At 71.1% G+C, this 22560-nt stretch carries 23 protein-coding genes and 1 pseudogene; 7 read left to right on the top strand and 17 right to left on the bottom strand.

Annotation, left to right across the window (positions count from 1 at the left end):
- Positions 1 to 53: 53 nt before the first annotated feature.
- The 3 genes from ACWDUM_RS14105 to ACWDUM_RS14095 all read right to left on the bottom strand — a co-directional run bounded on the left by ACWDUM_RS14105 (position 54) and on the right by ACWDUM_RS14095 (position 3083).
- Complete coding sequence (locus tag ACWDUM_RS14105) at positions 54 to 1259, bottom strand: M50 family metallopeptidase (protein ID WP_450134436.1); 1206 nt, start codon at positions 1257 to 1259, stop codon at positions 54 to 56.
- A 35-nt stretch (positions 1260 to 1294) separates the two neighbouring features.
- Entirely contained in the window at positions 1295 to 2461 is a 1167-nt protein-coding gene (gene dxr / locus ACWDUM_RS14100) for a 1-deoxy-D-xylulose-5-phosphate reductoisomerase (RefSeq protein WP_450116197.1), read from the bottom strand.
- A 106-nt stretch (positions 2462 to 2567) separates the two neighbouring features.
- Positions 2568 to 3083, bottom strand: a complete 516-nt coding sequence (locus ACWDUM_RS14095) for an SRPBCC family protein (protein WP_450134435.1) — start codon at positions 3081 to 3083, stop codon at positions 2568 to 2570.
- A 103-nt stretch (positions 3084 to 3186) separates the two neighbouring features.
- On the opposite strand from ACWDUM_RS14095, the gene ACWDUM_RS14090 reads away from it, so the two are divergent.
- Positions 3187 to 3435, top strand: coding sequence for a DUF2631 domain-containing protein (locus ACWDUM_RS14090; protein WP_450134434.1), 249 nt, complete (start codon positions 3187 to 3189; stop codon positions 3433 to 3435).
- Between the two features lie 82 nt (positions 3436 to 3517).
- Here the strand turns inward: ACWDUM_RS14090 and rlmN are convergent, their stop codons facing one another.
- Complete coding sequence (rlmN, locus tag ACWDUM_RS14085; RefSeq protein WP_450116200.1) at positions 3518 to 4627, bottom strand: 23S rRNA (adenine(2503)-C(2))-methyltransferase RlmN; 1110 nt, start codon at positions 4625 to 4627, stop codon at positions 3518 to 3520.
- Positions 4628 to 4722: 95 nt separating this feature from the next.
- Between rlmN and ACWDUM_RS14080 the strand changes: the two genes are divergently transcribed.
- On the top strand, positions 4723 to 5109 hold the full coding sequence (locus tag ACWDUM_RS14080; RefSeq protein WP_450134433.1) for a lipopolysaccharide assembly protein LapA domain-containing protein: 387 nt from the start codon (positions 4723 to 4725) through the stop codon (positions 5107 to 5109).
- Between the two features lie 3 nt (positions 5110 to 5112).
- Positions 5113 to 6021, top strand: a complete 909-nt coding sequence (locus tag ACWDUM_RS14075) for a cation transporter (RefSeq protein ID WP_450134432.1) — start codon at positions 5113 to 5115, stop codon at positions 6019 to 6021.
- Position 6022: 1 nt separating this feature from the next.
- Here the strand turns inward: ACWDUM_RS14075 and ACWDUM_RS14070 are convergent, their stop codons facing one another.
- From ACWDUM_RS14070 to pyrH, 4 genes are all read right to left on the bottom strand, one after another.
- Positions 6023 to 6748 carry a class I SAM-dependent methyltransferase gene (locus tag ACWDUM_RS14070; RefSeq protein WP_450134431.1) on the bottom strand — a complete coding sequence of 242 codons (726 nt, stop codon included), beginning with the start codon at positions 6746 to 6748 and terminating at the stop codon, positions 6023 to 6025.
- Between the two features lie 14 nt (positions 6749 to 6762).
- Positions 6763 to 7662 carry a phosphatidate cytidylyltransferase gene (locus ACWDUM_RS14065; protein ID WP_450116204.1) on the bottom strand — a complete coding sequence of 300 codons (900 nt, stop codon included), beginning with the start codon at positions 7660 to 7662 and terminating at the stop codon, positions 6763 to 6765.
- Positions 7663 to 7665: 3 nt separating this feature from the next.
- Complete coding sequence (gene frr / locus ACWDUM_RS14060) at positions 7666 to 8223, bottom strand: ribosome recycling factor (RefSeq protein ID WP_387469699.1); 558 nt, start codon at positions 8221 to 8223, stop codon at positions 7666 to 7668.
- Between the two features lie 81 nt (positions 8224 to 8304).
- Complete coding sequence (gene pyrH / locus ACWDUM_RS14055) at positions 8305 to 9048, bottom strand: UMP kinase (protein WP_450116206.1); 744 nt, start codon at positions 9046 to 9048, stop codon at positions 8305 to 8307.
- Positions 9049 to 9245: 197 nt separating this feature from the next.
- Between pyrH and ACWDUM_RS14050 the strand changes: the two genes are divergently transcribed.
- Positions 9246 to 10037, top strand: a complete 792-nt coding sequence (locus tag ACWDUM_RS14050; protein ID WP_450134430.1) for an SDR family oxidoreductase — start codon at positions 9246 to 9248, stop codon at positions 10035 to 10037.
- Between the two features lie 78 nt (positions 10038 to 10115).
- Here the strand turns inward: ACWDUM_RS14050 and tsf are convergent, their stop codons facing one another.
- Complete coding sequence (tsf, locus tag ACWDUM_RS14045) at positions 10116 to 10940, bottom strand: translation elongation factor Ts (protein ID WP_450116208.1); 825 nt, start codon at positions 10938 to 10940, stop codon at positions 10116 to 10118.
- 89 nt (positions 10941 to 11029) lie between these two features.
- Positions 11030 to 11878 carry a 30S ribosomal protein S2 gene (gene rpsB, locus ACWDUM_RS14040; protein WP_450116209.1) on the bottom strand — a complete coding sequence of 283 codons (849 nt, stop codon included), beginning with the start codon at positions 11876 to 11878 and terminating at the stop codon, positions 11030 to 11032.
- A 286-nt stretch (positions 11879 to 12164) separates the two neighbouring features.
- Here rpsB and ACWDUM_RS14035 point away from each other — a divergent pair.
- Positions 12165 to 12644, top strand: a pseudogene (locus ACWDUM_RS14035) (M23 family metallopeptidase); the annotation flags it as partial.
- 7 nt (positions 12645 to 12651) lie between these two features.
- On the opposite strand, the gene ACWDUM_RS14030 reads toward ACWDUM_RS14035, so the two are convergent.
- The gene (locus ACWDUM_RS14030; RefSeq protein WP_450116210.1) at positions 12652 to 13602 is read right to left on the bottom strand and encodes a tyrosine recombinase XerC; all 951 of its coding nucleotides are present in this window, start codon (positions 13600 to 13602) and stop codon (positions 12652 to 12654) included.
- An 85-nt stretch (positions 13603 to 13687) separates the two neighbouring features.
- On the opposite strand from ACWDUM_RS14030, the gene ACWDUM_RS14025 reads away from it, so the two are divergent.
- Positions 13688 to 14875, top strand: coding sequence for a multidrug effflux MFS transporter (locus ACWDUM_RS14025; protein ID WP_450134737.1), 1188 nt, complete (start codon positions 13688 to 13690; stop codon positions 14873 to 14875).
- 40 nt (positions 14876 to 14915) lie between these two features.
- Here the strand turns inward: ACWDUM_RS14025 and ACWDUM_RS14020 are convergent, their stop codons facing one another.
- Complete coding sequence (locus ACWDUM_RS14020; protein ID WP_450134429.1) at positions 14916 to 15692, bottom strand: siderophore-interacting protein; 777 nt, start codon at positions 15690 to 15692, stop codon at positions 14916 to 14918.
- Positions 15693 to 15828: 136 nt separating this feature from the next.
- On the opposite strand from ACWDUM_RS14020, the gene ACWDUM_RS14015 reads away from it, so the two are divergent.
- Positions 15829 to 16404: a hypothetical protein gene (locus tag ACWDUM_RS14015; RefSeq protein ID WP_450134428.1), complete on the top strand. Its 576-nt coding sequence runs from the start codon at positions 15829 to 15831 to the stop codon at positions 16402 to 16404.
- A gap of 19 nt (positions 16405 to 16423) precedes the next feature.
- Here ACWDUM_RS14015 and ACWDUM_RS14010 read toward each other — a convergent pair whose 3' ends face one another.
- The 5 genes from ACWDUM_RS14010 to ACWDUM_RS13990 form a co-directional block, all read right to left on the bottom strand.
- A complete protein-coding gene (locus ACWDUM_RS14010) occupies positions 16424 to 16951 on the bottom strand; it encodes a hypothetical protein (RefSeq protein ID WP_450134427.1) in 528 nt (175 codons plus the stop codon).
- 47 nt (positions 16952 to 16998) lie between these two features.
- A complete protein-coding gene (gene dprA / locus ACWDUM_RS14005) occupies positions 16999 to 18117 on the bottom strand; it encodes a DNA-processing protein DprA (protein ID WP_450134426.1) in 1119 nt (372 codons plus the stop codon).
- Positions 18114 to 19622, bottom strand: coding sequence for a YifB family Mg chelatase-like AAA ATPase (locus ACWDUM_RS14000; RefSeq protein WP_450134425.1), 1509 nt, complete (start codon positions 19620 to 19622; stop codon positions 18114 to 18116). The genes dprA and ACWDUM_RS14000 overlap by 4 nt, the downstream gene beginning before the upstream one ends.
- Complete coding sequence (locus ACWDUM_RS13995; RefSeq protein ID WP_450134424.1) at positions 19622 to 19978, bottom strand: YraN family protein; 357 nt, start codon at positions 19976 to 19978, stop codon at positions 19622 to 19624. Before ACWDUM_RS13995 ends, ACWDUM_RS14000 begins: the two co-directional genes overlap by 1 nt.
- 112 nt (positions 19979 to 20090) lie before the next feature.
- Positions 20091 to 22559 carry an ABC transporter permease gene (locus tag ACWDUM_RS13990; protein WP_450134423.1) on the bottom strand — a complete coding sequence of 823 codons (2469 nt, stop codon included), beginning with the start codon at positions 22557 to 22559 and terminating at the stop codon, positions 20091 to 20093.
- Position 22560 lies beyond the last annotated feature (1 nt).

The following is a 22560-nucleotide window of genomic DNA, read 5'->3' as shown; positions in this document are numbered from 1 at the left end:
TCCCGATCCTTGCCGGGGGCGCCGTGAGGGGATCGGAAGGCACGTCCTCCGGGCTAGAAAATCTTGATCGGATTGACGATGTCGGCGGTCAGGGTCAGCAGCATGAACGCGCCACCGATGACGATCACCACATAGGTGAGCGGCATCAGCTTCGTGTAGTCGACCGGCCCGCCCGCAGGCAGTCCGCGACGGATGCGCAGCGTGTTGCGGATCTTCTCGTACACCGCGACGGCCATGTGGCCGCCGTCGAGGGGCAGCAGCGGCAGCAGGTTGAAGACGCCGAGGAAGAAGTTCAGGCTGATGAGCAGCAGAATGAACATCTCCCACAGGCCGCGCTCGGCCGCCTGACCGCCGATCACCGACGCCCCGACGACGCTGACCGGGGTGTCCTGGGCGCGTTCTCCACCGGTGACCGCGGTCCACAGGTCGCCGACCTTGCTCGGCAACTCGGCGAGGCCCTTGAGCGACTCGACCATCAGGTCCCCGGTGAACGCCACCGAGGCCGGGATCGCCGCCGCGACGTTGTACTTGACGGGCTCGTAGTAGTCCGGGGACACACCGATCGCGCCGACGGTCGTGGTGGTCACCGTTCCGTCGGCGTTCGTGACCATCCGCTGGACCTGGTCGGGCACCACGGTCACCGTCATCGACCTGCCGTCGCGCTCGATCGTGAAGTCGACCGGGCCGGTCTGCTTCCGGGTCTGGGTCTGGAACTGGCTCCACGTCTCGACCGGCACCCCGCCGATCGCGGTGACCAGGTCGCCCTCGCGCAGGCCCGCCGCCTCGGCCGGGCCGGTGCCGGAGCACTTCGCCAGCGTCTGCGCGTCGATCTGGTCCGAGGTGCAGCTCATCGCGCCGAGCTGCGTCTCCGGCGGCTGGTTCATGTTCGGCAGGCCCCACCCGACCGCGAGCACCACGACCAGAGCCAGACCGAGCAGGAAGTTCATCGCGATGCCGCCGGACATGACGACCAGACGCTTCCACGTCTTCTGCTTGTACATCGCCCGGTCGACCTCGTCGGGGGCGAGTTCGTCGTGCACGGTCATGCCCGCGATGTCACAGAACCCGCCCGCGGGGATGGCCTTGAGCCCGTACTCGGTCTCGCCGCGCCGGAAGGAGAAGATCTTCGGACCGAAGCCGATGTAGTAGCGACGGACCTTCATGCCGAGCTTGCGCGCGGTCCACATGTGGCCCGCCTCGTGCAGCGCGATCGAGACCGTGATGCCGAGCGCGAACAGCACCACACCGATAATCAACATGCGGCCGCGGCCTCCCCGATCAACACCGTTTCGTCCTAGCCCTTCCGCTCGACGAGCTCGTGTGCCCGGGCCCGGGCCCAGGAGTCAGCCGCGAGCACGTCGTCCACGGTAGCCGGTGCCGCCGACCACTGGCCGCCACCGGCGAGAACACGCTCCACGGTCCGCACGATCGACGGGAACGTCGCGGCACCGTCGAGGAAGTACTGCGCGGCGACCTCGTTCGCGGCGTTGTAGACCGCGGTCATGCAGCCGCCGGCCTTCCCCGCCGCCCGGGCCAGGTCGACGGCCGGGAAGACGGCGTTGTCGAGAGGTTCGAAGGTCCACGTCGCGGCGGTGGTGAAGTCGCAGGCGGCGGCCGCGCCGGGCACCCGGTCGGGCCAGCCGAGGGCGAGGGCGATCGGCAGCCTCATGTCCGGCGGGCTGGCCTGCGCGAGGGTCGAGCCGTCGGTGAACGTGACCATCGAGTGCACGATCGACTGCGGATGCACGGTGACGTCGATGCGGTCGTAGTCGATGCCGAACAGCAGGTGCGTCTCGATCAGCTCGAGACCCTTGTTCACCAGGGACGCCGAGTTGAGGGTGTTCATCGGGCCCATCGACCACGTCGGGTGGGCGCCGGCCTGCTCCGGGGTCACGGACTCGAGCGCCTCCGCGGTCCAGCCGCGGAACGGCCCGCCCGACGCGGTGAGCACCAACCGGTCCACCTCCTCGGCGCGCCCGCCACGCAGGCACTGCGCGAGCGCCGAGTGCTCGGAGTCGACGGGCACGATCTGACCGGGCGCGGCGGCGGCGGTCACCAGGGGCCCGCCGGCGACCAGGGACTCCTTGTTCGCCAGCGCCAACCGGGCGCCGGACTCGAGCGCGGCGAGTGTCGGTTCCAGTCCGAGCGAGCCGACGAGCGCGTTGAGCACCACGTCCGCCTCGGTGGTCCGCACGAGCTCGGTCACCGCACCGGGGCCCGACAGCACACCCGGCAGGTCCAGCCGGGCCGCCGCGGCCGGGTCGGCGACCGCGACCCGCGTCACGCCGGTCGCCCGGATCTGTTCGGCGAGCAGGTCGACGTTGCCGCCGCCCGCCGCCAGACCGACGACGGTGAACTTGCCGGGGTTCGCGGCGACGACCTCGAGGGCCTGGGTGCCGATGGAGCCGGTGCTGCCGAGCAGGAGCACCCGAACGGGAGAAGTGTCAGACACGCCGTCCATTCTTCCCGATGGCGCCTGAGAGCAACCTGACAGGCCGACGGTCACCGGGACCGGGCGGTGTGGGCCGTCGGCCACTGCGCGTTGGCGGCACAGGTGACGCGGATCGTCATCGGCTCTCCCCGAGCCGCGCCACCTCCGACTCGTAGTGACCCTTCATCGCGAGGTAGTCGTCGAACCGCGGCCGCGATCCACCCGTGCGGGCGGCGACAAGCAGATCGAGGTAGTACTCCCAGCCGGGTCCGGTGTCGACGGCCACCGCGACCGACGCCTCGTCGAGATGCTGGATCAGGCTCAGGAGGGTTCCGTCCGGTTCCGCGACCAACTGCACCTCCATCAGCCACGACCCGAACTCGTCCGACGAGGACACGACGTATCGGGTCGGCGCCTCGCAGGCCTCGACGGTCATGTCCATCCACGGTTCGCCCTCCTCGAAGAGCATCTGCACACGAATGGTGTTGCCCGGGGCCCCGGTTCCGGTCCACGGACCGAACCAGGCTGCCGTGCGGTCGGATTCGGTGACGGCCGCCCACACCTCCTCGATCGGGTCGGGAAACCGGCGGTCGATGACGAGATCCGCACCGCTGTCGCGGCGAACGACCCGTCCGGTCGGTGTGACGGTCACGCGAAACACCCCTCCCACATGCCCACCCCGCTCGCTACGACGGCGGGTCGTATGCCACGATATGCGAGCAATATGCACACCCGCACGAGCAGGAGGATCGGCCGTGGCCGCCAGCGAGCCCATCGTCACCAGCAAAGTCGACACCGCCGAGGTGCCCTCTGCGGAATGGGGCTGGAGCGGTGAGGCGCCGCGACTGTTCCGCTTCCTGGGCTGGTTCTTCGCGCTGTTCCTGCTCCTGTACACGATCGGCAACCACGAGGGCAAGGTCGAGGACCTGTGGCTGGTCGGCCTCTCCGCCGCCATGATCGTCATGCTGGTGCTCGACATCGTTCGTCGCCGCAAGCCGCGGTAACCACACACCTACGACGACGGCCGCGCCGCTCCCCCGGAGCCGCGCGGCCGTCGTCGTTTCGCCGTGTCCCCGGCAGGTCTCGTCAGTTCTCCGCGGCGAGCTGACCGCACGCGGCGGCGATCTCCTGGCCGCGGGTGTCGCGGACGGTGCACGAGACGCCCTGTGCGATGACGCGGCGCACGAACTCGCGCTCGACGTCCTTCGGCGCCGCGTCCCACTCGCTGCCCGGGGTCGGGTTCAGCGGGATCAGGTTCACGTGCACCAGCGAGCCGAGCGCCTTGTGCAGTTTCTTGCCGAGCATGTCGGCGCGCCACGGCTGGTCGTTGACGTCCTTGATCAGCGCGTACTCGATCGACACCCGGCGCCCGGTCTTGTCGGCGTAGTAGCGGGCGGCGTCGAGCACCTCCGCCACGGACCACCGGTTGTTCACCGGAACCAGGGTGTCGCGCAGTTCGTCGTCCGGGGTGTGCAGCGACACCGCCAGCGTCACCGACAAACCCTCGTCGGCGAGCTTGCGGATCGCCGGCGCAAGCCCGACCGTCGAGACGGTGACCGACCGCTGCGACAGCCCGAGCCCCTCGGGCGCGGGCGACGTGATGCGGCGCACCGCAGCGACCACGCGCTTGTAGTTCGCCAGCGGTTCGCCCATGCCCATGAAGACGACGTTCGACAGCCGGCCCTCACCGCCGGCCACCTCGCCGTCGCGCATCGCGGCGGCGGCCGCCCGGACCTGGTCGACGATCTCCGCGGTCGACAGGTTCCGGTTCAGTCCACCCTGCCCGGTCGCGCAGAACGGGCAGGCCATGCCGCAGCCTGCCTGGCTGGAGATGCACAGCGTCGCGCGGTCCGGGTAGCGCATCAGCACCGACTCGAGCAGCGTCCCGTCGTTCGCCTTCCACAGCGTCTTGCGGGTGGTGCCGTCGTCGCAGGCGACGTGCTTGACCGGGGTCAGCAGCGTCGGGAACAGCGCGTCACCGACCTTCTCCCGCACGGCGGCGGGCAGGTCGGTCATCTTGTCGGGGTCCGCCTCGAGCCGGCCGTAGTACTGACGGGCCAGCTGGTCGGCACGGAAACCGGGCAGGCCGAGTTCCTTGACGGCCGCCTTCCGGCCCTCCGCATCGAGGTCGGCGAGGTGCGTCGGCGGCATGCCGCGACGCGGGGCGTTGAACACGAGGGGCAGGGAAACGGCCATAGTGTTGCCCAGTGTCCCACCGACCACCGGCGACATGCGAATTTCGCCGGCGGGATGCGCGTGCAATCACACATCCGGTGCGTGATGATCAGCGCATGTCCCCCACGCACGACACCCCCGATCCGCACGAGTCGACTCCGCCGGTCCCGCCGCCGGAGCCGGAGCCGGAGTCGGCGCGTGCCGACGTGCCCGCGGCCACCGCTCCTGCGTCCGACACCGCACCGGCCCTCGGCGGCACCCGGGCCGCGGCCACGTGGACCGGGTTGGTGATCGGGGCGCTGGTACTGATCCTGCTGCTGGTGTTCATCCTGCAGAACCTGGACTCGGTGACGTGGAACCTGTTCTGGTGGGAGTTCTCGCTGCCGCTCGGGGTGAGCCTTCTGCTCGCCGCCATCGCGGGTGCGCTGATCATGGCGTTGGCGGGCGGGGTGCGGATCCTGCAGATCCGGCGCCTGGCCAAGCGGGCCACCACCGCGGACTGACCGATGGCGCCCACGGCCGCCGACCTGCGTCGCGAACGGAGCGTCCTGCGGGTGTCGATGGCGGTGACCTGCACCCTGGCGGTGCTCGCGGTGGCGTGGGGCATCACGTCGAACTCGCAGGTGATCCTCCTCGACGGCGCCTACGCCGCGCTGGGCGCCGCCCTGACATGGCTGTCGCTGGCCGCGTCCCGGATCGTCGCGGGCGGGCCGACCGCCCGCTTCCCGTTCGGCCGCGAGGCCCTCACCCCGGTGGTCGTTGTGGTCCAGGGTCTCGCGCTGCTCCTCACGCTCGGCTACGCCGCGATGGAGGCGGTCCGGGTGATCGTCGACGGCGGATCCGAGGTCGCCGGCGGATCGCTGCTGGTGTACGGCCTGATCGGCACCATCGCGGCGACGGCGACGTACCTGTACGTTCGCCGGGCCGCGACCGCGTCGGATCTGCTGGCGGCGGAGGCGACCCAGTGGGCATCCTCGGCGGTGTTCAGCGCCGTCGTCGCGGTCGGCGGCGTCGTCGTGTGGGTGCTCGGCCGGACCGAGTACTCGTCGGCCGACCGCTACGTCGACTCGGCGCTGGTGCTCATCAGCTGCGCGGTGCTGCTCCCCCAGCCGTGGACCCTGATCCGCGGCGGCATGCTCGAACTGCTCGAGAGCGCCCCGGGACCGCAGATCCAGGAGCCGATCCACCGGGCGGTGGAGCAGGTCCGCGACAAGTTCGATCTACCCGCGCCGGACATCGCGATCGGCAAGGTCGGTCGCAAGGTGTACGTCGAGGTGGTGTTCCTGGTCTCGGGCACGGCCTGGGACCTGGCGACCGAGGACGAGGTCCGCAGGCAGGTCGCCCGCCGTCTGCGGGAACTGCCCTACGACCTGTGGGCGACGGTGGAGCTGACCACCGACCCGGAGCTGGTCTGAGTCAACGCAGGACCAGGCCCTGCGGCGCCCGCCGGGTGTGGACGCGGTACCCGACCTCGAGTGACCGCCCCGAGGTCTGCGCGAACGCCCGGTCCGCGGTCCGCTCGGTGAACTCGATACCGAGGACGGCCCGCAGCGCGCGCCGGTCCTCGAACTCCCACCGCGTCGCCACCCGCGTCAGGTCGAAGCCCTGCGCGGCGAAGAACGCCTCCACCGCCGCCGGGTCGTAGTGCGGCAGGTCCGCGCGCATCCAGTCGCCGTAGCCGGGCGCCCTCGCATCCAGGTCCACGACGACGAGCACCCCGCCGGGCCGCAGCACGCGCATCGCCTCGGTGATCCCGGGGCCGCAGCCGGGACCGAAGAAGTACGCGGTCCGGGCGTGCACGACGTCGACGCTGCGGTCCGGCACCGGCAGCGTCTCCGCGCTGCCGGCAAGCACCCGCACGCCGGGCAACCGCGCGGTGCGCTCACGGGCGGCGTCGACCAGCGGCGGATGCGGTTCGACCCCGGTCACGCTGCGCGCGTCCGCCGCGAACACCGGCAGGTGGAAACCGGTGCCGCACCCGACGTCGAGGACGTCGCGGTCGGTCCAGTCGGCGACGCGGGCCAGCGTCTCGAAGATCGCGCCGTCCACGTCCTGGGCGCGGTTCTCCACCTCGTAGATCCGCGGCCAGTGCCAGATGTTCGGGCTGGGGATCGGGACGCCCGGGGGCGGTCGGCGAGTCATGGGTTCGGCGGGCGTCAGAGCAGGGCGGTGAGCACCAGCCAGGTCACGAACGCCGATGGCAGCAGCGAGTCGAGCCGGTCCATGATGCCGCCGTGCCCGGGCAGCAGGGTGCCCATGTCCTTGATCCCGAGGTCGCGTTTGACCTGGGACTCGATCAGGTCGCCGAGGGTTCCGGTGATCACCAGCACGACACCGAGCAGGACGCCGATGAACGGGTTGGCGTCCAGGATCAGGGTGACCGTCGCCAGCGACCCGAGGACCGCGAAGACCAGGGACCCGCCGAGACCCTCCCAGGACTTCTTCGGGCTGATCGCGGGCACCATCGGGTGCTTACCGAACAGCACCCCGGCCGTGTAGCCGCCGACATCCGAGCAGACGACACCGATCATGAACACGAACACCCACTTGTTGCCGCCCTCGTGGGTGACCATCAGGGTCGCGAACGACGCGAGCAACGGCAGCCACGCCGCGACGAACACGGTGATCGCCATGTCCCGCAGGTAGTTTCGCGGCGCCGATTGCAGGCCCTGCGCCAGCAGCCGCCACACCATGCACACCAGCGCGGTGCCGGCGAATCCCGCCAGCACCCCGGTGGTGCCGTACGGCCACCCCAGCCAGATGATCGCCTGCCCGCCGAGGATCAACGGGATCAACGGGACGAGGACGTCGCTCTCCCGCAGCCGCGACGCCACCTCCCAGGTCGCGATCGCGATCGCCGCGGCGACGATCCCGAACCACACCTTCGGCACGAAGAACAGCGACACGATCACCAGCGCGCCGAGGCCCACCCCGACCGCGATCGCGGCGGGCAGGTTTCGACCCGCCTTGGAGGTGACAGCGGCGGTTGTCCCGTTCGCACGGGAGCCATCCGTCCCATCGTGGCGCTCCGCGCCGGTGGGACTGTCGGTGGACACCGCCTAGACCTCCATCAATTCGGCTTCCTTGTGCTTGACCAGCTCGTCGATGTGCGCCACGTACTTGGCCGTGGTCTTGTCGAGCTCCTTCTCCGCGCGCGCGACCTCGTCCTCGCCGGCCTCGCCGTCCTTCTGGATGCGGTTCAGCTCGTCCATCGCCTTGCGGCGCACGTTGCGGATCGCGACCTTCGCGTCCTCGCCCTTGGCCTTCGACTGCTTGACCAGCTCGCGGCGCCGCTCCTCGGTCAGCTGCGGAACCGAGACGCGGATCAGGGTGCCGTCGTCGGTCGGGTTGACACCCAGGTCCGAGTTGCGGATCGCGTTCTGGATCGGCCCGAGCTGGGACGCCTCGTACGGCTTGATCACGACGAGCCGGGCCTCCGGCACCGTGATCGACGCGACCTGCGAGATCGGGGTCATCGCGCCGTAGTACTCGATCGCGATGCGGTTGAACATGCCCGGGTTGGCACGGCCGGTTCGGATACCGCCGAGGTCGTCCTTCGCCGACGCGACGGTCTTCTCCATCTTCTCCTCGGCATCGAAGAGCGCTTCATCGATCACGGTGTTCCTCCAGGCTCGCGGGGATGGCGGTGCTGCCTGCCGTCGTGCTGTTCACGACGGCAGTGGTCACGACTTCACTGGTCACGATTTCACCAGGGTCCCGATCTTCTCACCGGACACCGCGCGGGCGATGTTGCCCTCGGTGAGCAGGTTGAAGACCATGATCGGCATCCGGTTGTCCATGCAGAGGCTGAAAGCGGTCGCGTCGGCGACCTTCAGGCCCTGCTCGATGACCTCGCGGTGACTGATCTCGGTGTACATGGTGGCGGTCGGGTCGACGCGCGGGTCGGCGGTGTAGACACCGTCGACGGCCTTGGCCATCAGGACCACCTCGGCGCCGATCTCGAGGGCGCGCTGGGCGGCGGTGGTGTCGGTGGAGAAGTACGGCATGCCCATGCCGGCCCCGAAGATGACCACGCGCCCCTTCTCCAGGTGGCGGCGGGCCCGCAGCGGCAGGTACGGCTCGGCGACCTGCCCCATCGTGATGGCGGTCTGCACGCGGGTGTCGATGCCTTCCTTCTCCAGGAAGTCCTGCAGCGCAAGGCAGTTCATCACGGTGCCGAGCATGCCCATGTAGTCGGACCGGGCCCGGTCCATGCCGCGCTGCTGCAGTTCGGCGCCGCGGAAGAAGTTGCCGCCGCCGATCACGACCGCGACCTGCACCCCGGACTCGACCACGGCCTTGATCTGACGGGCCACTGTCTGCACGACGTCCGGATCGAGACCGACCTCGCCGCCACCGAACATTTCGCCGCCCAGTTTGAGCAGGACGCGCTTGAAGCCGTCGCGTCGGGGCGTGGTGTCGGTTGGGGCGGATTCGGTCATGGCTCTCTTTCGTCTCGGGCCGCTTGGATGGTGCGACCAGCATGAATCGGCCACCCTCGGCGGTACAGCCACAGATGACCCCTTCATCCTGCCTTATCCGGGCCCGCAGACCACCTTCGGGGCCGTAGGCTCGCGCGGCGCACCGCGTGGGCGCGAGGACAACGAGGAGTCCCCGGACTCCGGAACGAAGGAGTGCCATGATTCTGGACCGTTTCCGGGTGACCGATCAGGTGGCGGTGGTGACCGGTGCCGGACGGGGCGTTGGTGCGGCGTCCGCAGTGGCGCTCGCCGAGGCCGGCGCGGACGTCGTACTCGCAGCACGCACCACCGAACAGCTGGAGGAGGTCGCGGACCGGGTGCGTGCGGCCGGTCGCCGTGCCCACGTGGTCGCCGCCGACCTCGCCGATCTGGACGCCGTCGCCGGGCTCGCCGGTGCGGCCGTCGAGGCGTTCGGGCGTCTGGACATCGTCGTCAACAATGTCGGCGGCGCGCTGCCGACGCCGCTGCTGCAGACGAAGCCCCGACAGCTGGAGGAGGCGTTCCATTTCAACGTCTCGACCGCGCACGCCCTGGTCCGGGCCGCGGTGCCGCACATCCTCGAGACGGCGGGCGGCGGCGCGATCGTCAACGTGTCCTCGGTGGTCGGCAGGGTCGGCGGACGCGGGTATGCCGCCTACGGGACCGCGAAGGCCGCCGTCGCGCACTACACCCGCCTGGCCGCGGCCGATCTGTCCCCGCGGATCCGCGTCAACTGCGTCAGTCTCGGGTCGGTCCTCACGTCGGCACTGGACGTGGTCGCGCAGAACGAGTCGATCAAATCCGCGATGGAGGCGGCCACCCCGCTGCACCGGATCGGCGACCCGGAGGACGCGTCCGCCGCGGTGCTGTACCTCTGCTCACCGGCGGGGTCGTATCTGACCGGCAAGGTCCTCGAGGTCGACGGCGGCCTGCAGACCCCGAACCTGGACTTCGGCCTCCCCGACCTGTGAGCAGCTTTGCTGCCCGTGCGCAAAACGGCCCCGCCACCACAATTGGTGACGGGGCCGCTCGCAGCTACTGCCTGGCGACTAGCTGGCGCCGACCTCGAACCGCGCGAAGCGGACCAGGGTCACGCCGGCCTCGTCGAGCAGGGCCTTGACGGTCTTCTTGCTGTCGGTGACCGAGGACTGCTCGGTGAGCACGACATCCTTGAAGAAGCCGTTGACGCGGCCTTCGACGATCTTCGGGAGAGCGGCCTCCGGCTTGCCCTCCTCCTTCGCGGTCTGCTCGGCGATGCGACGCTCGTTCTCGACGACGTCCGCGGGGACCTCGTCACGGGTCAGGTACTTCGCCTTGAGCGCGGCGACCTGCATGGCGGCGGCACGGGCGGCCTCGGCCGCCGCGTCACCCTCGCCGGTGTACTCGATCAGCACGCCGACGGCCGGCGGCAGGTCGGAGGCACGCTTGTGCAGGTAGGTCGCGACCGGGCCGTCGAAGGAGACGACGCGACGCAGCTCGAGCTTCTCGCCGATCTTGGCGGACAGCTCCTGAACCAGCGCCTCGACGGTCTTGCCGTCGACCTCGACCGCCTTGAGGGCGTCCAGGTCGGCCGGCTTCGCGGCGGCGGCAGCGGCGATGATCGTGTCGGCCAGCGCCTGGAACTCGGCGTTCTTGGCGACGAAGTCGGTCTCGGCGTTGAGCTCGATCATGACGCCGTCCTTGGCGATGACCAGGCCCTCGGCGGTGGAACGCTCGGCACGCTTGCCGACGTCCTTCGCGCCCTTGATGCGCAGCAGCTCGACGGCCTTGTCGAAGTCACCGTCGGTCTCGGTCAGCGCGTTCTTGCAGTCCATCATTCCGGAGCCGGTGAGCTCACGGAGCCGCTTCACATCAGCGGCGGTGTAGTTCGCCATCGGGGGCGAGCCTCCTCGAGTGAGTTTCGGTGGTGGGGAGCGAAACGGCCCCGACCCGGTGGTGCATGCGAGGGTCGGGGCCGGATCGACTAGGCCTGCGGGGCCTCGGCGTCGGTCGCGGGAGCGGCCTCGGCGGCGGGCGCGGCCTCGGCGTCAGCAGCCGGAGCGGCCTGGGAGAGCAGTTCCTGCTCCCACTCGGCGAGCGGCTCGGCGCCGGCCTCGGGCTTGCTGTCGTCGGCGGCGTTGCGGCCGGCGCGGGACTGCAGGCCCTCGGCGACGGCGGAGGCGACAACCTTGGTCAGCAGCGCGGCGGAGCGGATGGCGTCGTCGTTGCCCGGGATCGGGTAGTCGACGAGGTCGGGGTCGCAGTTGGTGTCCAGGATCGCGATGACCGGGATGTTCAGCTTGCGCGCCTCGGAGACCGCCAGGTGCTCCTTGTTGGTGTCGACGACCCAGATGGCCGACGGAACCTTGGCCATGTCCCGGATACCACCGAGGGTGCGGTCCAGCTTGGTCATCTCACGCGTGAGCATGAGGATTTCCTTCTTGGTGCGACCCTCGAAGCCGCCGGTCTGCTCCATGGCCTCGAGGTCCTTCAGGCGCAGCAGGCGCTTGTGGACGGTCGTGAAGTTGGTGAGCATGCCGCCGAGCCAGCGCTGGTTCACGTACGGCATGCCGACGCGGGTGGCCTCTTCGGCGATGGACTCCTGCGCCTGCTTCTTGGTGCCGACGAACAGGATGGTGCCGCCGTGGGCGACGGTCTCCTTGACGAACTCGTACGCCTTGTCGATGTACGTGAGGGTCTGCTGCAGGTCGATGATGTAGATGCCGTTGCGGTCCGTGAGGATGAATCGCTTCATCTTCGGGTTCCAGCGACGGGTCTGGTGCCCGAAGTGGGTACCACTGTCGAGCATCTGCTTCATGGTCACGACAGCCATGGCTGTGTACCTCTTTCATTGCCGGTTGTCGCAGGTGGTCGGGTGACCCCTGCCCTGGCGCCCACCAACCCTCGGACCTGCACGAATGCAGGACCAGCCGAGGGCCGTTGTTCGTTGCGCGGGCGCGCGAAGTCGGACTGCGCGAACACAGACCGCGTGTCGAGTGTACGGGGTCCACGGCGCCCGACCTAACCGGTCCCTCTGCCTGTGGAGTTCGGCGCGAGAGGATCCACAGATCTACTCGGCGGGCTCCCCGCACGCCGCTCGGCGGCCGAGAGTGGTCGGCATGCGAATGCCCGTGGTGCTCGGACTGTGCGGACTGATGATGCTCGGCGGCGGTCCTCCCGCCGACGCGGCGGGTTTCGGGTGGCCGTTGCGCCCCCGGCCCACCGTGGTCACCGGGTTCGACCCGCCCGCCCACGACTGGCTGCCCGGACACCGCGGGGTGGACCTGCGCGGCGCACCCGGACAAACAGTGCTCACCGCGGGCGACGGCGTGGTGGTGTTCGCCGGCCCGGTGGCGGGAAAACCGGTCGTCTCGGTCGACCACCCGAACGGCCTGCGCACCACTTACGAACCCGTGACGGCCGGCGTCCGCGTCGGTCAGCGGGTGACGCGGGGAACCGAGATCGGGGTCCTGGTCACCGGGCATTCCGGATGCCCGGACACCTGCCTGCACTGGGGCGTGCGCCGTGGCCGGGAGGAGTACCTCGATCCGCTGGCCCTGGTGCGATCGGGCCCGGTGCGGTTGAAGCCGCTGCGGGGCCGGCGCGTCATGCCCGCGGGTGGGCCTGGTCGTGCACCGCGCGCAGCCGGGCGACGGACACGTGTGTGTAGAGCTGGGTGGTCGCCAGGCTGTTGTGCCCGAGCAGTTCCTGCACGACGCGCAGGTCGGCGCCGCCCTCGAGCAGGTGGGTCGCGGCGGAGTGCCGCAGCCCGTGCGGCCCCAGGCTGGGCGCGCCCGGCACCGCTTCGAGTACCTCGTGCACGACCGTCCGGGCCTGGCGTTGGTCGAGCCGACGGCCTCGCTTGCCGAGGAGCAGAGCGTTCCCGGACTGCGAGTTCGCCAGTGCGGGCCGCCCGACTCGCAGCCAGGCGTCGAGGGCCTCGGCGGCCGGGCCACCGAACGGCACCGACCGCTGCTTGTCGCCCTTGCCGACCACCCGGACCACCCGCCGGTCGTGGTCCACGTCGTCGAGGTCGAGTCCACACAGTTCCCCGACCCGGATCCCGCTCGCGTACAGCATCTCCACGATCAATCGATCCCGGACCGCCACCGGGTCATGCTGCGCGGCACCGGATTCGGCGGCCCTCATCGCCTCTTCCGCCTGTCCCTGCCGCAGCACCGCCGGCAGGGTGCGGTGCGTCTTCGGGGACGCCAGCCGCACCCCGGGGTCGCGGGGAATGCGGCGGGTACGGGTCAGCCACGCGGTGAAGGTCCGCGCGGAGGCGGTGCGCCGGGCGAGGGTGGTGCGGGCGACACCGGCGGCGGCCTGCCCGGACAGCCAGCCCCGCAGCGTGGCCAGGTCCAGGTCCTCGAGCCGGGCCTCCGGATCGGCGGCGACGACGTGGGTCAGCAGCGAGCGCACGTCCCCGAGATAGGCACGCACGGTGTGTTCGGAACGTCCACGTTCGAGGCGCAAGTGGTCGGCGTAGACGTCGAGGAGTTCGGCCAGGCGCGCGGGCAGCTCGTCGGGCCCGTCACCCTGCGCGTCGGAGGTCATGGTCAAAAAGATTGCCCCGCCACGGGAATAAAGCAAGCACACGCGCCGCTGGGTGTCTCATGTGACCCGTGCGATATCCGTTCCGATGCTGTTGACCCTTGCCCTGCTATCGGCGATCGCGCCGCTCGCGACCGACATGTACCTGCCGGGCCTGCCGGCGCTCGGCGAGGATCTCGCGACGTCCACCTCGACGATCCAGCTGACGCTGACCACCTTCATGGCCGGGCTGGGCATCGGGCAGTTGATCGTCGGTCCGCTCTCCGACGGCTGGGGGCGCCGCAAGCTGCTCCTCGGCGGCACCGTCCTGTTCGCGATCAGCGGCCTCCTCTGCGCGCTCGCACCGTCCGCGGGCGTCCTGATCGCCGCCCGGCTCCTGCAGGGGCTCAGCGGCGGCGCGGCGATCGTGTTGGCGCGCGCCGTGATCGCCGACCGCGCGTCCGGCGACGCGGCCGCGAAACTGTTCTCGATCATGATGATCATCGGCGGCGTCGCCCCGGTGGTGGCGCCGATGGCCGGTGGCGCGCTGCTCGGACCGATCGGCTGGCGCGGCATCTTCTGGGTCCTCGCGGGCGCGGGTGTCGTGATGGTGGTCGGCGTGCTCGCGCTGATCCCGGAGACCCTCACACCGGAACGCCGCCACGGCGGCGGACTGTCGGCGCTGGCCCGCAACGCCCGGTACGTGCTCGGCAACCGGCGGTTCGTCGGCTACGCGCTGACGTTCATGTTCGGGTTCGGTGCGCTCTTCTCGTACATCTCGGCGTCGCCGTTCGTGATGCAGGACGTGCTCGGTCTGAGCTCGGGCCAGTTCTCGGTCGTGTTCGGCGTCAACTCGATCGGCATCGTGCTCGGCAGCATCGTCAACACCCGGCTGATCGGCCGGTTCCACGCCCGGCAGATGCTGACCTTCGGTGTGCTGGTGCTGACCGCCGCCGCGGTCGCCCTGCTCCTGGAGGTCACGGTGGGCGGCACCAATCGGGCCGTGGTGTTGCCGTTGCTGTTCGTGACGACCACCGCGATCGGTTTCATCATGGGCAACGCGACCGCGCTCGGTCAGTCCGAGGTGCGCGAGGCCGCGGGCACCGGATCCGCGGTGATGGGCGCGGGCCAGTTCGGCCTGGGCGCGCTGGTGTCCCCGCTGGCCGGCGGGTCTGCCGCGGGCATGGCGACGAGCATCCTGGTGTGCGCGGCCGTCGCGCTGCTCGCCCTGTTCACCCTCACCCGGCCGAAGGCGGGAGCCGAGCACCCGGTTCCGGTGACGGTGGCGGCCGAGTAGTGCGGTGGCTCCCGAACCGGGGTTCGGGAGCCACCCGGGGTCAGCGGCCCTGCTCGGCCGCCACCAGGTCCGACTTCCACACGCGGAAGCCCTCCTCGGTGCGGCCGCGGCGCCAGTACCCGGAGATCGACGCCCACTCGGCGCTCACGCCGCGTTCCTTGCGGATGTAGGGACGGATGCCGTGCATGACGGCGTGCGCCTCACCGTGAACGAACACGTGCGGCCGGCCGGGCCACCAGTCGGCGGCCTTGACCGCGGTGATCAGGAGGGCGTTGTCCCCCGCCAGTTCGTCGCCGACCTCGTTCGCGCCACCACCGCGGTGCACCCAGGTGATCGTCGCGTCGGCGTCGGTGCGCAGCTCCACCTCGTCCTCGGGGCCCGCGACCTCGATGAACACCTGCACACGGGCGCCGGCCGGCAGCGCCTCGAGCGCGGCCGCGATCGCGGGCACTGCGGACTCGTCCCCGGCGAGCAGGTGCCAGTCCGCGTCCGCACGCGGGGCGTAGGCGCCACCCGGCCCGCGCAGCTGTAGCCGTTCTCCCGGCTTCGCGCCCGCGGCCCACCGGCCGGCGATGCCCTCGTCTCCGTGCACCACGAAATCGATTGCGACTTCCCGCTTCTCGTCGTCAACCCGGCGCACCGTGTAGGTCCGCAACACCGGATCCTCGTCGGTGCCGAAGACGAGCTTCACGTAGGCGTCGGTGTAGCCGTTGGACACGAACTCCTCGAACCCCGGCCCACCGAGGTGAACCCGGACCAGGTGCGGGGTGAGCTGTTCGGTGCGCTGCACGGTCAGCGTCACGGTCGGTCGCGTCATGCTTCAAGCCTCCACTTATTAGGTTCACCTAACTGTACGCGTCCGGGTCGTGGCGCCGCGAGGGCGAGGATTCGGTCCGACCGATCGACCACGGCTGGCATACTCCTTCGGTCGCAGCCGCTTCCATCGGAGGATCATGAATCTCGCACGTCGCATCGCGCCCGCCGTCCTGCTCGTCGCCGCCGCTGTCTTGACCGGCTGCTCGTCCACCTCCGAGGCCGACGCGGCCGCGGACTCCACCTGCGTTGACGCCTCGCAGCCCAACGCGACCGCCGAGGAGCTCATCGACGTGCTTCGCCCGCAGCCGGTCGGGGAGCCCGACGACACCTACCGGCAACTGGCCGCCATGTTCGACGAGTCCCGTACAGCGCAGATCGAGCGGATGCAGGCCAGCAGCGTGTTCACCGCGGTTCCCGAGGGCGGGGACGCCGAGTTCGCGAAAGCCGTGTGCGGGCAGTCCCGTTGGGACGACCACACGTCGGCCGATGGCACGTCGACGCCCGGGCTCCGCACGCAGCGGGCCGCCATCGTGTCCACGGGCCACACCTTCTGCGACACCTACGAGCAGCTGCGCCCCTCGGCCGTCTCCACCGACGCCTGGTCGGACTGGAACGGCTACGTGGAGATGATGTCGCGCGGCGACGACAGCGAGGGCACCCGCCAGCTCGCCGACGCAGCCCTCGAGTACCTCTGCCCGCAGTTCGGGGCCTGACCCGCGGCCTGCCGACCGGCTACCCGGGGTTCCATCCCACCCGGGCAGGCAGGCCGGTCGGCACCCGGTCCACGAGCAGTGCCGCCAACGCCGCCGTTTCGTCCGATGTGAGGAAGCTCGGATTCGACATCCGCGGCGCCCGGAACTGCTCGCACCGCTGCAGAGCGGGCGTCGCCCGCATCACTTCCCGGGGAAGGTACGTCGTACGCGTCAGCCTGATCGCGTCGAACTCGACACCGAGACAGGGCTGGGACGCCTTCTCCCTGTCGACCGCGTGGGCGGTGCCGAATCCGCCGGGCCAGTCGACGGCGCCGTCGCTGGTGACCCTGCCGAACTCGTAGATCCCGGGATTCCTCGGCCCGGTGATCCACAACGCCACCAGGTCTCCGCGTTCGACGAGTCCGGGGCGCCGAGAGGCGGCGCTCAGACTCCATCTGCTCGGATGCGGTTCCGGCCCGCGCTCCTCGTCGATGCCGGCGAAATAGTCCCACACCGCCGGGTTGCCCTTGACGATCCAGCACCCGACGTCACCTCGTGTAATCGGCATTGCCTGCTCCTCCCCTTCTGTTCCGACACAGCTCGTCCCGCCTCTTCTCATCCCCGCCGGAACCAGCCCGTCTCGTCCTGCCCGACCAGACCCTCGAGTTCGAGCGTGGGCAGTGCCCCTCGGACCGCGGCAAGCGGCTGCCCCGACGACTCGGACAGCTCGCGCACCCCGACCGCGCCCGACGCGGGCAGCGCCTCGTACACCCGGGATTCGGTGACGGACAGCGCATCGAGGCGTCGCGCCGGGCCGGACTCGTTCTCCCCTGCCTCGATCGGTCCCGCGGCCGCAACGACCTCCGAGGCCCGCGTGACGAGTTGAGCGGCACCGTCGCGGATCATCCGGTGACATCCCACGGACGCCGCGGACGTCACGGGTCCCGGAACTGCCAGCACCGGGCGGCCGAGCCGCGCCGCCCACGCCGCCGTGTTGCGGGCACCGCTTCGTGCCCCCGCCTCGATGACGAGAACCGCGTCGGACAGTGCGGCGACCAGCCGGTTGCGGGCCAGGAACCGGTGCCGCGCAGGGGTGGTCCCGAGGGGATACTCGCTGACCACCAACCCGGTGGCGGCGATCTCCTTGAGCATCCGGGCGTGCCCGGCCGGGTACGCCCGGTCCACGCCGCACGCGAGGACCGCGACTGTGGGTCCGCCTGCGGCCAGCGCGGCCCGGTGCGCGGCCCCGTCGACGCCGTACGCCGCGCCGGAGACGATCGTCCACCCGGAGCCGGACAGGTCCTCGACGAACTGCGTCGTCACATGCTCGCCGTACCCACTGGCCGCGCGGGTGCCGACCACGGCGACGGCGCGGTCGGTGAGGTCGGCCGCCGATCCTTCGCCGAGCGCCCACAGCGCGAGCGGCGGCGCGGCCTCCCGGTCCCGGACCGCGTCGATCCCGTCGAACGCCAGCAGTTTCCATGCCGGCCAGTCCTCGTCGTCCGGCGTCAGGAGGCGGCCTCCCAGCCGTTCGAGGTGTTCGAGGTCGCGCTCGGCGGTGTCGAGATGCCGGCGTGCCTCGGTGCGCGTCCGAAGCACCTCGGGCAGATCCGCCTCGCGGACCGCGTGGGCCGCGTCCTCCGGTCCGACGGCCGCGACGAGTTCGGCCAGCGGCGCGCACGGGCCGAGCGCCACCTGCGACAGGTACGCCCACGCCAGGGTCCGCGCGCTCACGCGGCCCACCGGTCCCGGTAGCCCAGGGCCAGTCCGACCTGGTCCTCACCAGGGACGGTCAACCCGGCCAGATCTCCCAGCGTCCACGCAACTCGAAGCGCGCGGTCGGCGCCTCGGGCGGTGATCTCACCGGCCCGCAGGGCCCGCTCCATCCCGGCGAGCGCGCCCCGGCCGAGCCGGAACCGCTGCCGCAGAGCCGGTCCCGGGACCTCGGCGTTGGTGCGCCACCCGAATTCACGCCAGCGCTCGACCGCCGCCGCGCGGGCCTGCTCGACCCGCGCACGCACCGCGGCGGTGCTCTCCCCCGCGTCGCCGTTGAGCGCGCCGACCGAGAGCGCGAACATCTGCACCCGAAGGTCGACCCGGTCCATCAACGGACCCGACAGCTTGCCGAGGTAACGGCGGCGGGCGGTGGGAGCGCAGATGCAGTCCTCGGCGCGCGGCGGGGCGCACGGGCAGGGGTTGGCGGCGAGGATCAGTTGGAAGCGGGCCGGATATCGTGCGACGCCGTCGCGGCGGGCGATGCGCACCTCACCGTCTTCGAGCGGGGTCCGCAGCGCCTCGAGTGATTTCACCCCGAGCTCGGCGCATTCGTCGAGGAACAGCACGCCCCGATGCGCCCGGCTCACCGCCCCCGGTCGCGCCATCCCCGACCCGCCACCGACGAGCGCGCTGATCGAGCACGTGTGGTGTGGTGCCACGAACGGCGGTTCGGTGATCAGCGGTTGATCGGCCGTGAGCAGTCCCGCCACCGAGTGGATCGCCGTCACCTCCAGCGACTCCTCCTCGCTCAGCGCGGGCAGGATCCCCGGAAGTCGCTGCGCGAGCATCGTCTTCCCGGTCCCGGGCGGCCCCGTCAAAATCAGGTGATGCGCGCCGGCCGCGGCGACCTCCAGCGCCAGCCGGGCCTCCTCCTGCCCGGCGACGTCACTCAGGTCCGGCACCACCCGCACCGGATCACGGTCGATCGCACCCGGTTTCGCGAGCACCAGCTCACCGCGCAGCCACTCGACCACCTCGCGCAGGTCACGCGCGCCGAGGACATCGACGCCGTCGACGAGCCCGGCCTCGGCAAGCGCGACATACGGCACCACCACCGTCGACCATCCGGCCTGCTTCGCCGCGAGCACCGCGGGCAGAATGCCCCGCACCGTCCGCAGGCGACCGTCGAGCGCCAACTCCCCCAGCAGGACGCTCTTCTCGAGATCCCTGACCGGCACCACCCCGGCCGCCGCCAGCACCGCACACGCCAGCGCCAGATCGTAGGCACTGCCACCCTTCGGCAGCGTCGCCGGCGACAACGCCAGGATGATCCGCGAATCCGGCCACTTCTCACCGGAATTGGTCACCGCGGCCCGCACCCGGTCCCGCGACTCCTGCAACGCCGTGTCCGGCAGCCCGACCAGATGCGTCCCCGGCAGACCCCGACCGAGATCGGCCTCGATCTCCACCAACTCCCCCTCGACACCCCGCACCGCGACCGAGTGCGCCCGCCCCAGCGCCATCAGAACACCGCCTCGAGATGGGTCAGCTCCGGCGCGCATCCCGGCGTCGCCAGCACCGAGATCACGTCGAACCGCACCCGCGCCCACCCCCGGGCCTGCTCCCGCAGCCACAGCCCCGCCAACCGCCGAATCCGCGCCTGCTTCGCAAACGTCACCGCCTCCGCCGGCGTCCCGAAACCGCGCCCGGTGCGGGTCTTGACCTCCACGAACACCACCGCGCCGCCGTCCTCGGCGATCACGTCCAGTTCGCCGTACCGGCACCGCCAGTTGCGGTCCAGCACCACCATCCCCCTCCCGACCAGATGCTCGACCGCCAGCTCCTCGCCGAACGCCCCCAACTCCACATTGCGTGCCATGCCACGACCCTGCACCCCACCACCGCCCGAAGCCCCAGAGCCACCAGCGGTTTCGGCGGGCCTGTGGATGAAATCAGGGGCTGTGGACAAGGACCACGCCGTGCCGAATCGGTCAGGTCCTCCGGACCGCGACCCGCGTCGGGATCGCGATGGCGAGCGCTCCCAGCAACACCGTCGCGGCGATGATCCCGCCGTACACGGCCGGGGAGATCGCCGGGATCGGCTGCCCGGAGATCCCGATGCTCACGCCCACCAGCGGCGGCAGCGCGATGAGGGTGCCGACCACCGCGGCGATCACGACGACGATCACCGACTCGGCCCGCATCATCGCCCGCACCTGCCGCCGACTCGACCCGACCAGCCGAAGCAGGGTGAACTCGCGTCCTCGCTCCACGGTCGACATCACCAGCGTGTTCACGACGGCCACGGCGAGGTAGCCGAGGAGGACGGCGAGTCCGATCAGGCTGGTCCACGACTGCGCGTCCCGTTGCTGCTCGCCCGCGGCACCGAGTGCAGCGCGGTCGGCGGCCTCCAGGCCAGCCGCGGTCAGCGCCTGCCCGACCTCGGCCTGCCTGCCGGGTTCGGTGCGGACGAGGATCGAGTCGTCGAGCCCGCTGGTGGTGTGCGCCCGGACGATGGTGCCGGCCATCGTGACGTCACCGAATCCGAGCCCCCGGCCATAGGTGGCGACCACCGTCGCGGCGACCGGGGTGCCGTCGCCGAGGTACAGGTCGACGGTCTCCCCGATGCGGGCTCCGATCGTCTGCGCGGCATCGGTGCTCAGCGCCACGGCGTCCGGGGCGGCGAGCCCGGCGAGGCTGCCGTCGGTCACCTTCAGGTCCATGGTGTCCGCTGCCGCGGCGGGGTCGACGCCCTGCAGCGCGTACCGCTCCGTGACCGACTCCTCCCCCACCCCGTGCGGGATCAACACCTGGCTTCGGGTGATCGGGTTCGCGGCCGACACTCCCGGCAGCGCGGCGACCGCGGCGCCGACGCCCGGTGAGAGGCCGGAACCGGGGGCGGTGACGAGGAAGTCGGCGGTGACGCCTTCCCTCGCCTGATGGTTCGCCTCCGCCGCGACGGTCGTCTGGGCGAACACCTGCACGCACCCGAGCCCGATCGCGAGCGCCAGCGGGGTGATCGCCGACGCGAGCCCACGCGCATTGCTGCCGGTGTTCGCGGCGGCGAGGAACAGTGCGGGCCGGCCCGACCTTCGCAGCGGTCCCCCGATCGCGGACACCGCGCCGGCGACCAGTCGTGGCCCCAGCAGTCCCACGGCGATCATCAGCAGCACAGCCGAACTCGCGGCACCGGCGACGGCCGCCGGGCCGTGCACGACCACCGGCAGCATCGACGTGGCGAGGCCGAGAGCGCCGAGGACGAGCCCGGTGATCACCCGGCCACGGCCGAGCGTGGCCGGGGTGGCCGACGCCTCTCGCAGTGCGTCGACCGGGTCGATCCGTGCGGGTCGGCGGGCGGCGACGGCCGCGGCGATCCGCGCGGTGAGCACGCTCAGTACCACCGCCGCGACTGCCGGAAGCGGGCCGCATGCCAGGCCGAAGTCGGCGGGCAGCATCCCGACGGCGGCGAACCGTGACCGCAGGAGCCCGGCGAGCAGATACCCGGGCACCGTGCCCAGCGCGGCCGCGGCGGCGCCGACCAGCAGCACCTCGTGGCCGACGAGCCGGTGGATCTGCCGGGAGGTGGCGCCGACCGCGCGCAGCAGCGCGAATTCGCGCCTGCGCCTGGCGATGGTCAGCGACAGGGTGGTGGCCACGACGAACATCGCGATCAGCACCGCGGTGCCCGCGAAGGACGTTCCGATCATGACGAGTTCGCCTCGCGCGGCACCGGAGTCGAGGAACTCGACATCGCCTCGGGCGGCGCCGGTGCGGACCTCGAGTTCGGGCGCGGCCCGGCGGATCTCGTTCACCAGGTCCCCCACCGACGTGCCGTCGGCCGCATCGATCGCGATCGCGTCCACGGTGTCCGGGCGCGGTGACAACTCCGCGGCACGCGAGTCGGCGACGAAGACGTGCGCCGCCCGGTCCGGGGTGTCGCCGTCCCCCGCGGAGGCGACGCCGACGACGATGTATTCCGCTCCGATGCCGCCGTGTGCCAGCGGAATCCGGTCACCGAGCCGGGCGGGCTGTCGGTCGTCGACGACCACCTCGCCCGCGATCCCGGGGGCCCGGCCCTGCCGGATCTCGTACGGGGTGATCGCCGCCGCGGACCAGCCGTGCGCCTGCACCGGCCGCCCCGCCCAGGACAGCGGGACGGTCGTGTCGGCCACCGCCCGGCCGACGCCGGGCAGCGCCGCGAGTTCCCCGACCACACCCGCAGGCAACGTCGCCCGCTCGGGCAGCGCCTGATCGATGTCCTCCGGGACGGCCAGGCGCTGTGACGCGCCGACGACGACGTCCGCACCGGCATAGCGCTGCGGCGCCACCCCGCCGCGGATGCCCGACTCGATCAGCACCCCGAGTCCGGTGACGAGCATCGCGGCACACAGGACCGCGACGAACATGCCGACGAAGCCGCCGCGGTGCTCGCGGACACCGGCCCTGGCGAGTGCCCTCATC

Source organism: Rhodococcus sp. NPDC003322 (assembly GCF_053589555.1).
Note: the sequence above shows the minus strand (reverse complement) of the source record. Positions and strands in the feature narration are given on the sequence as shown.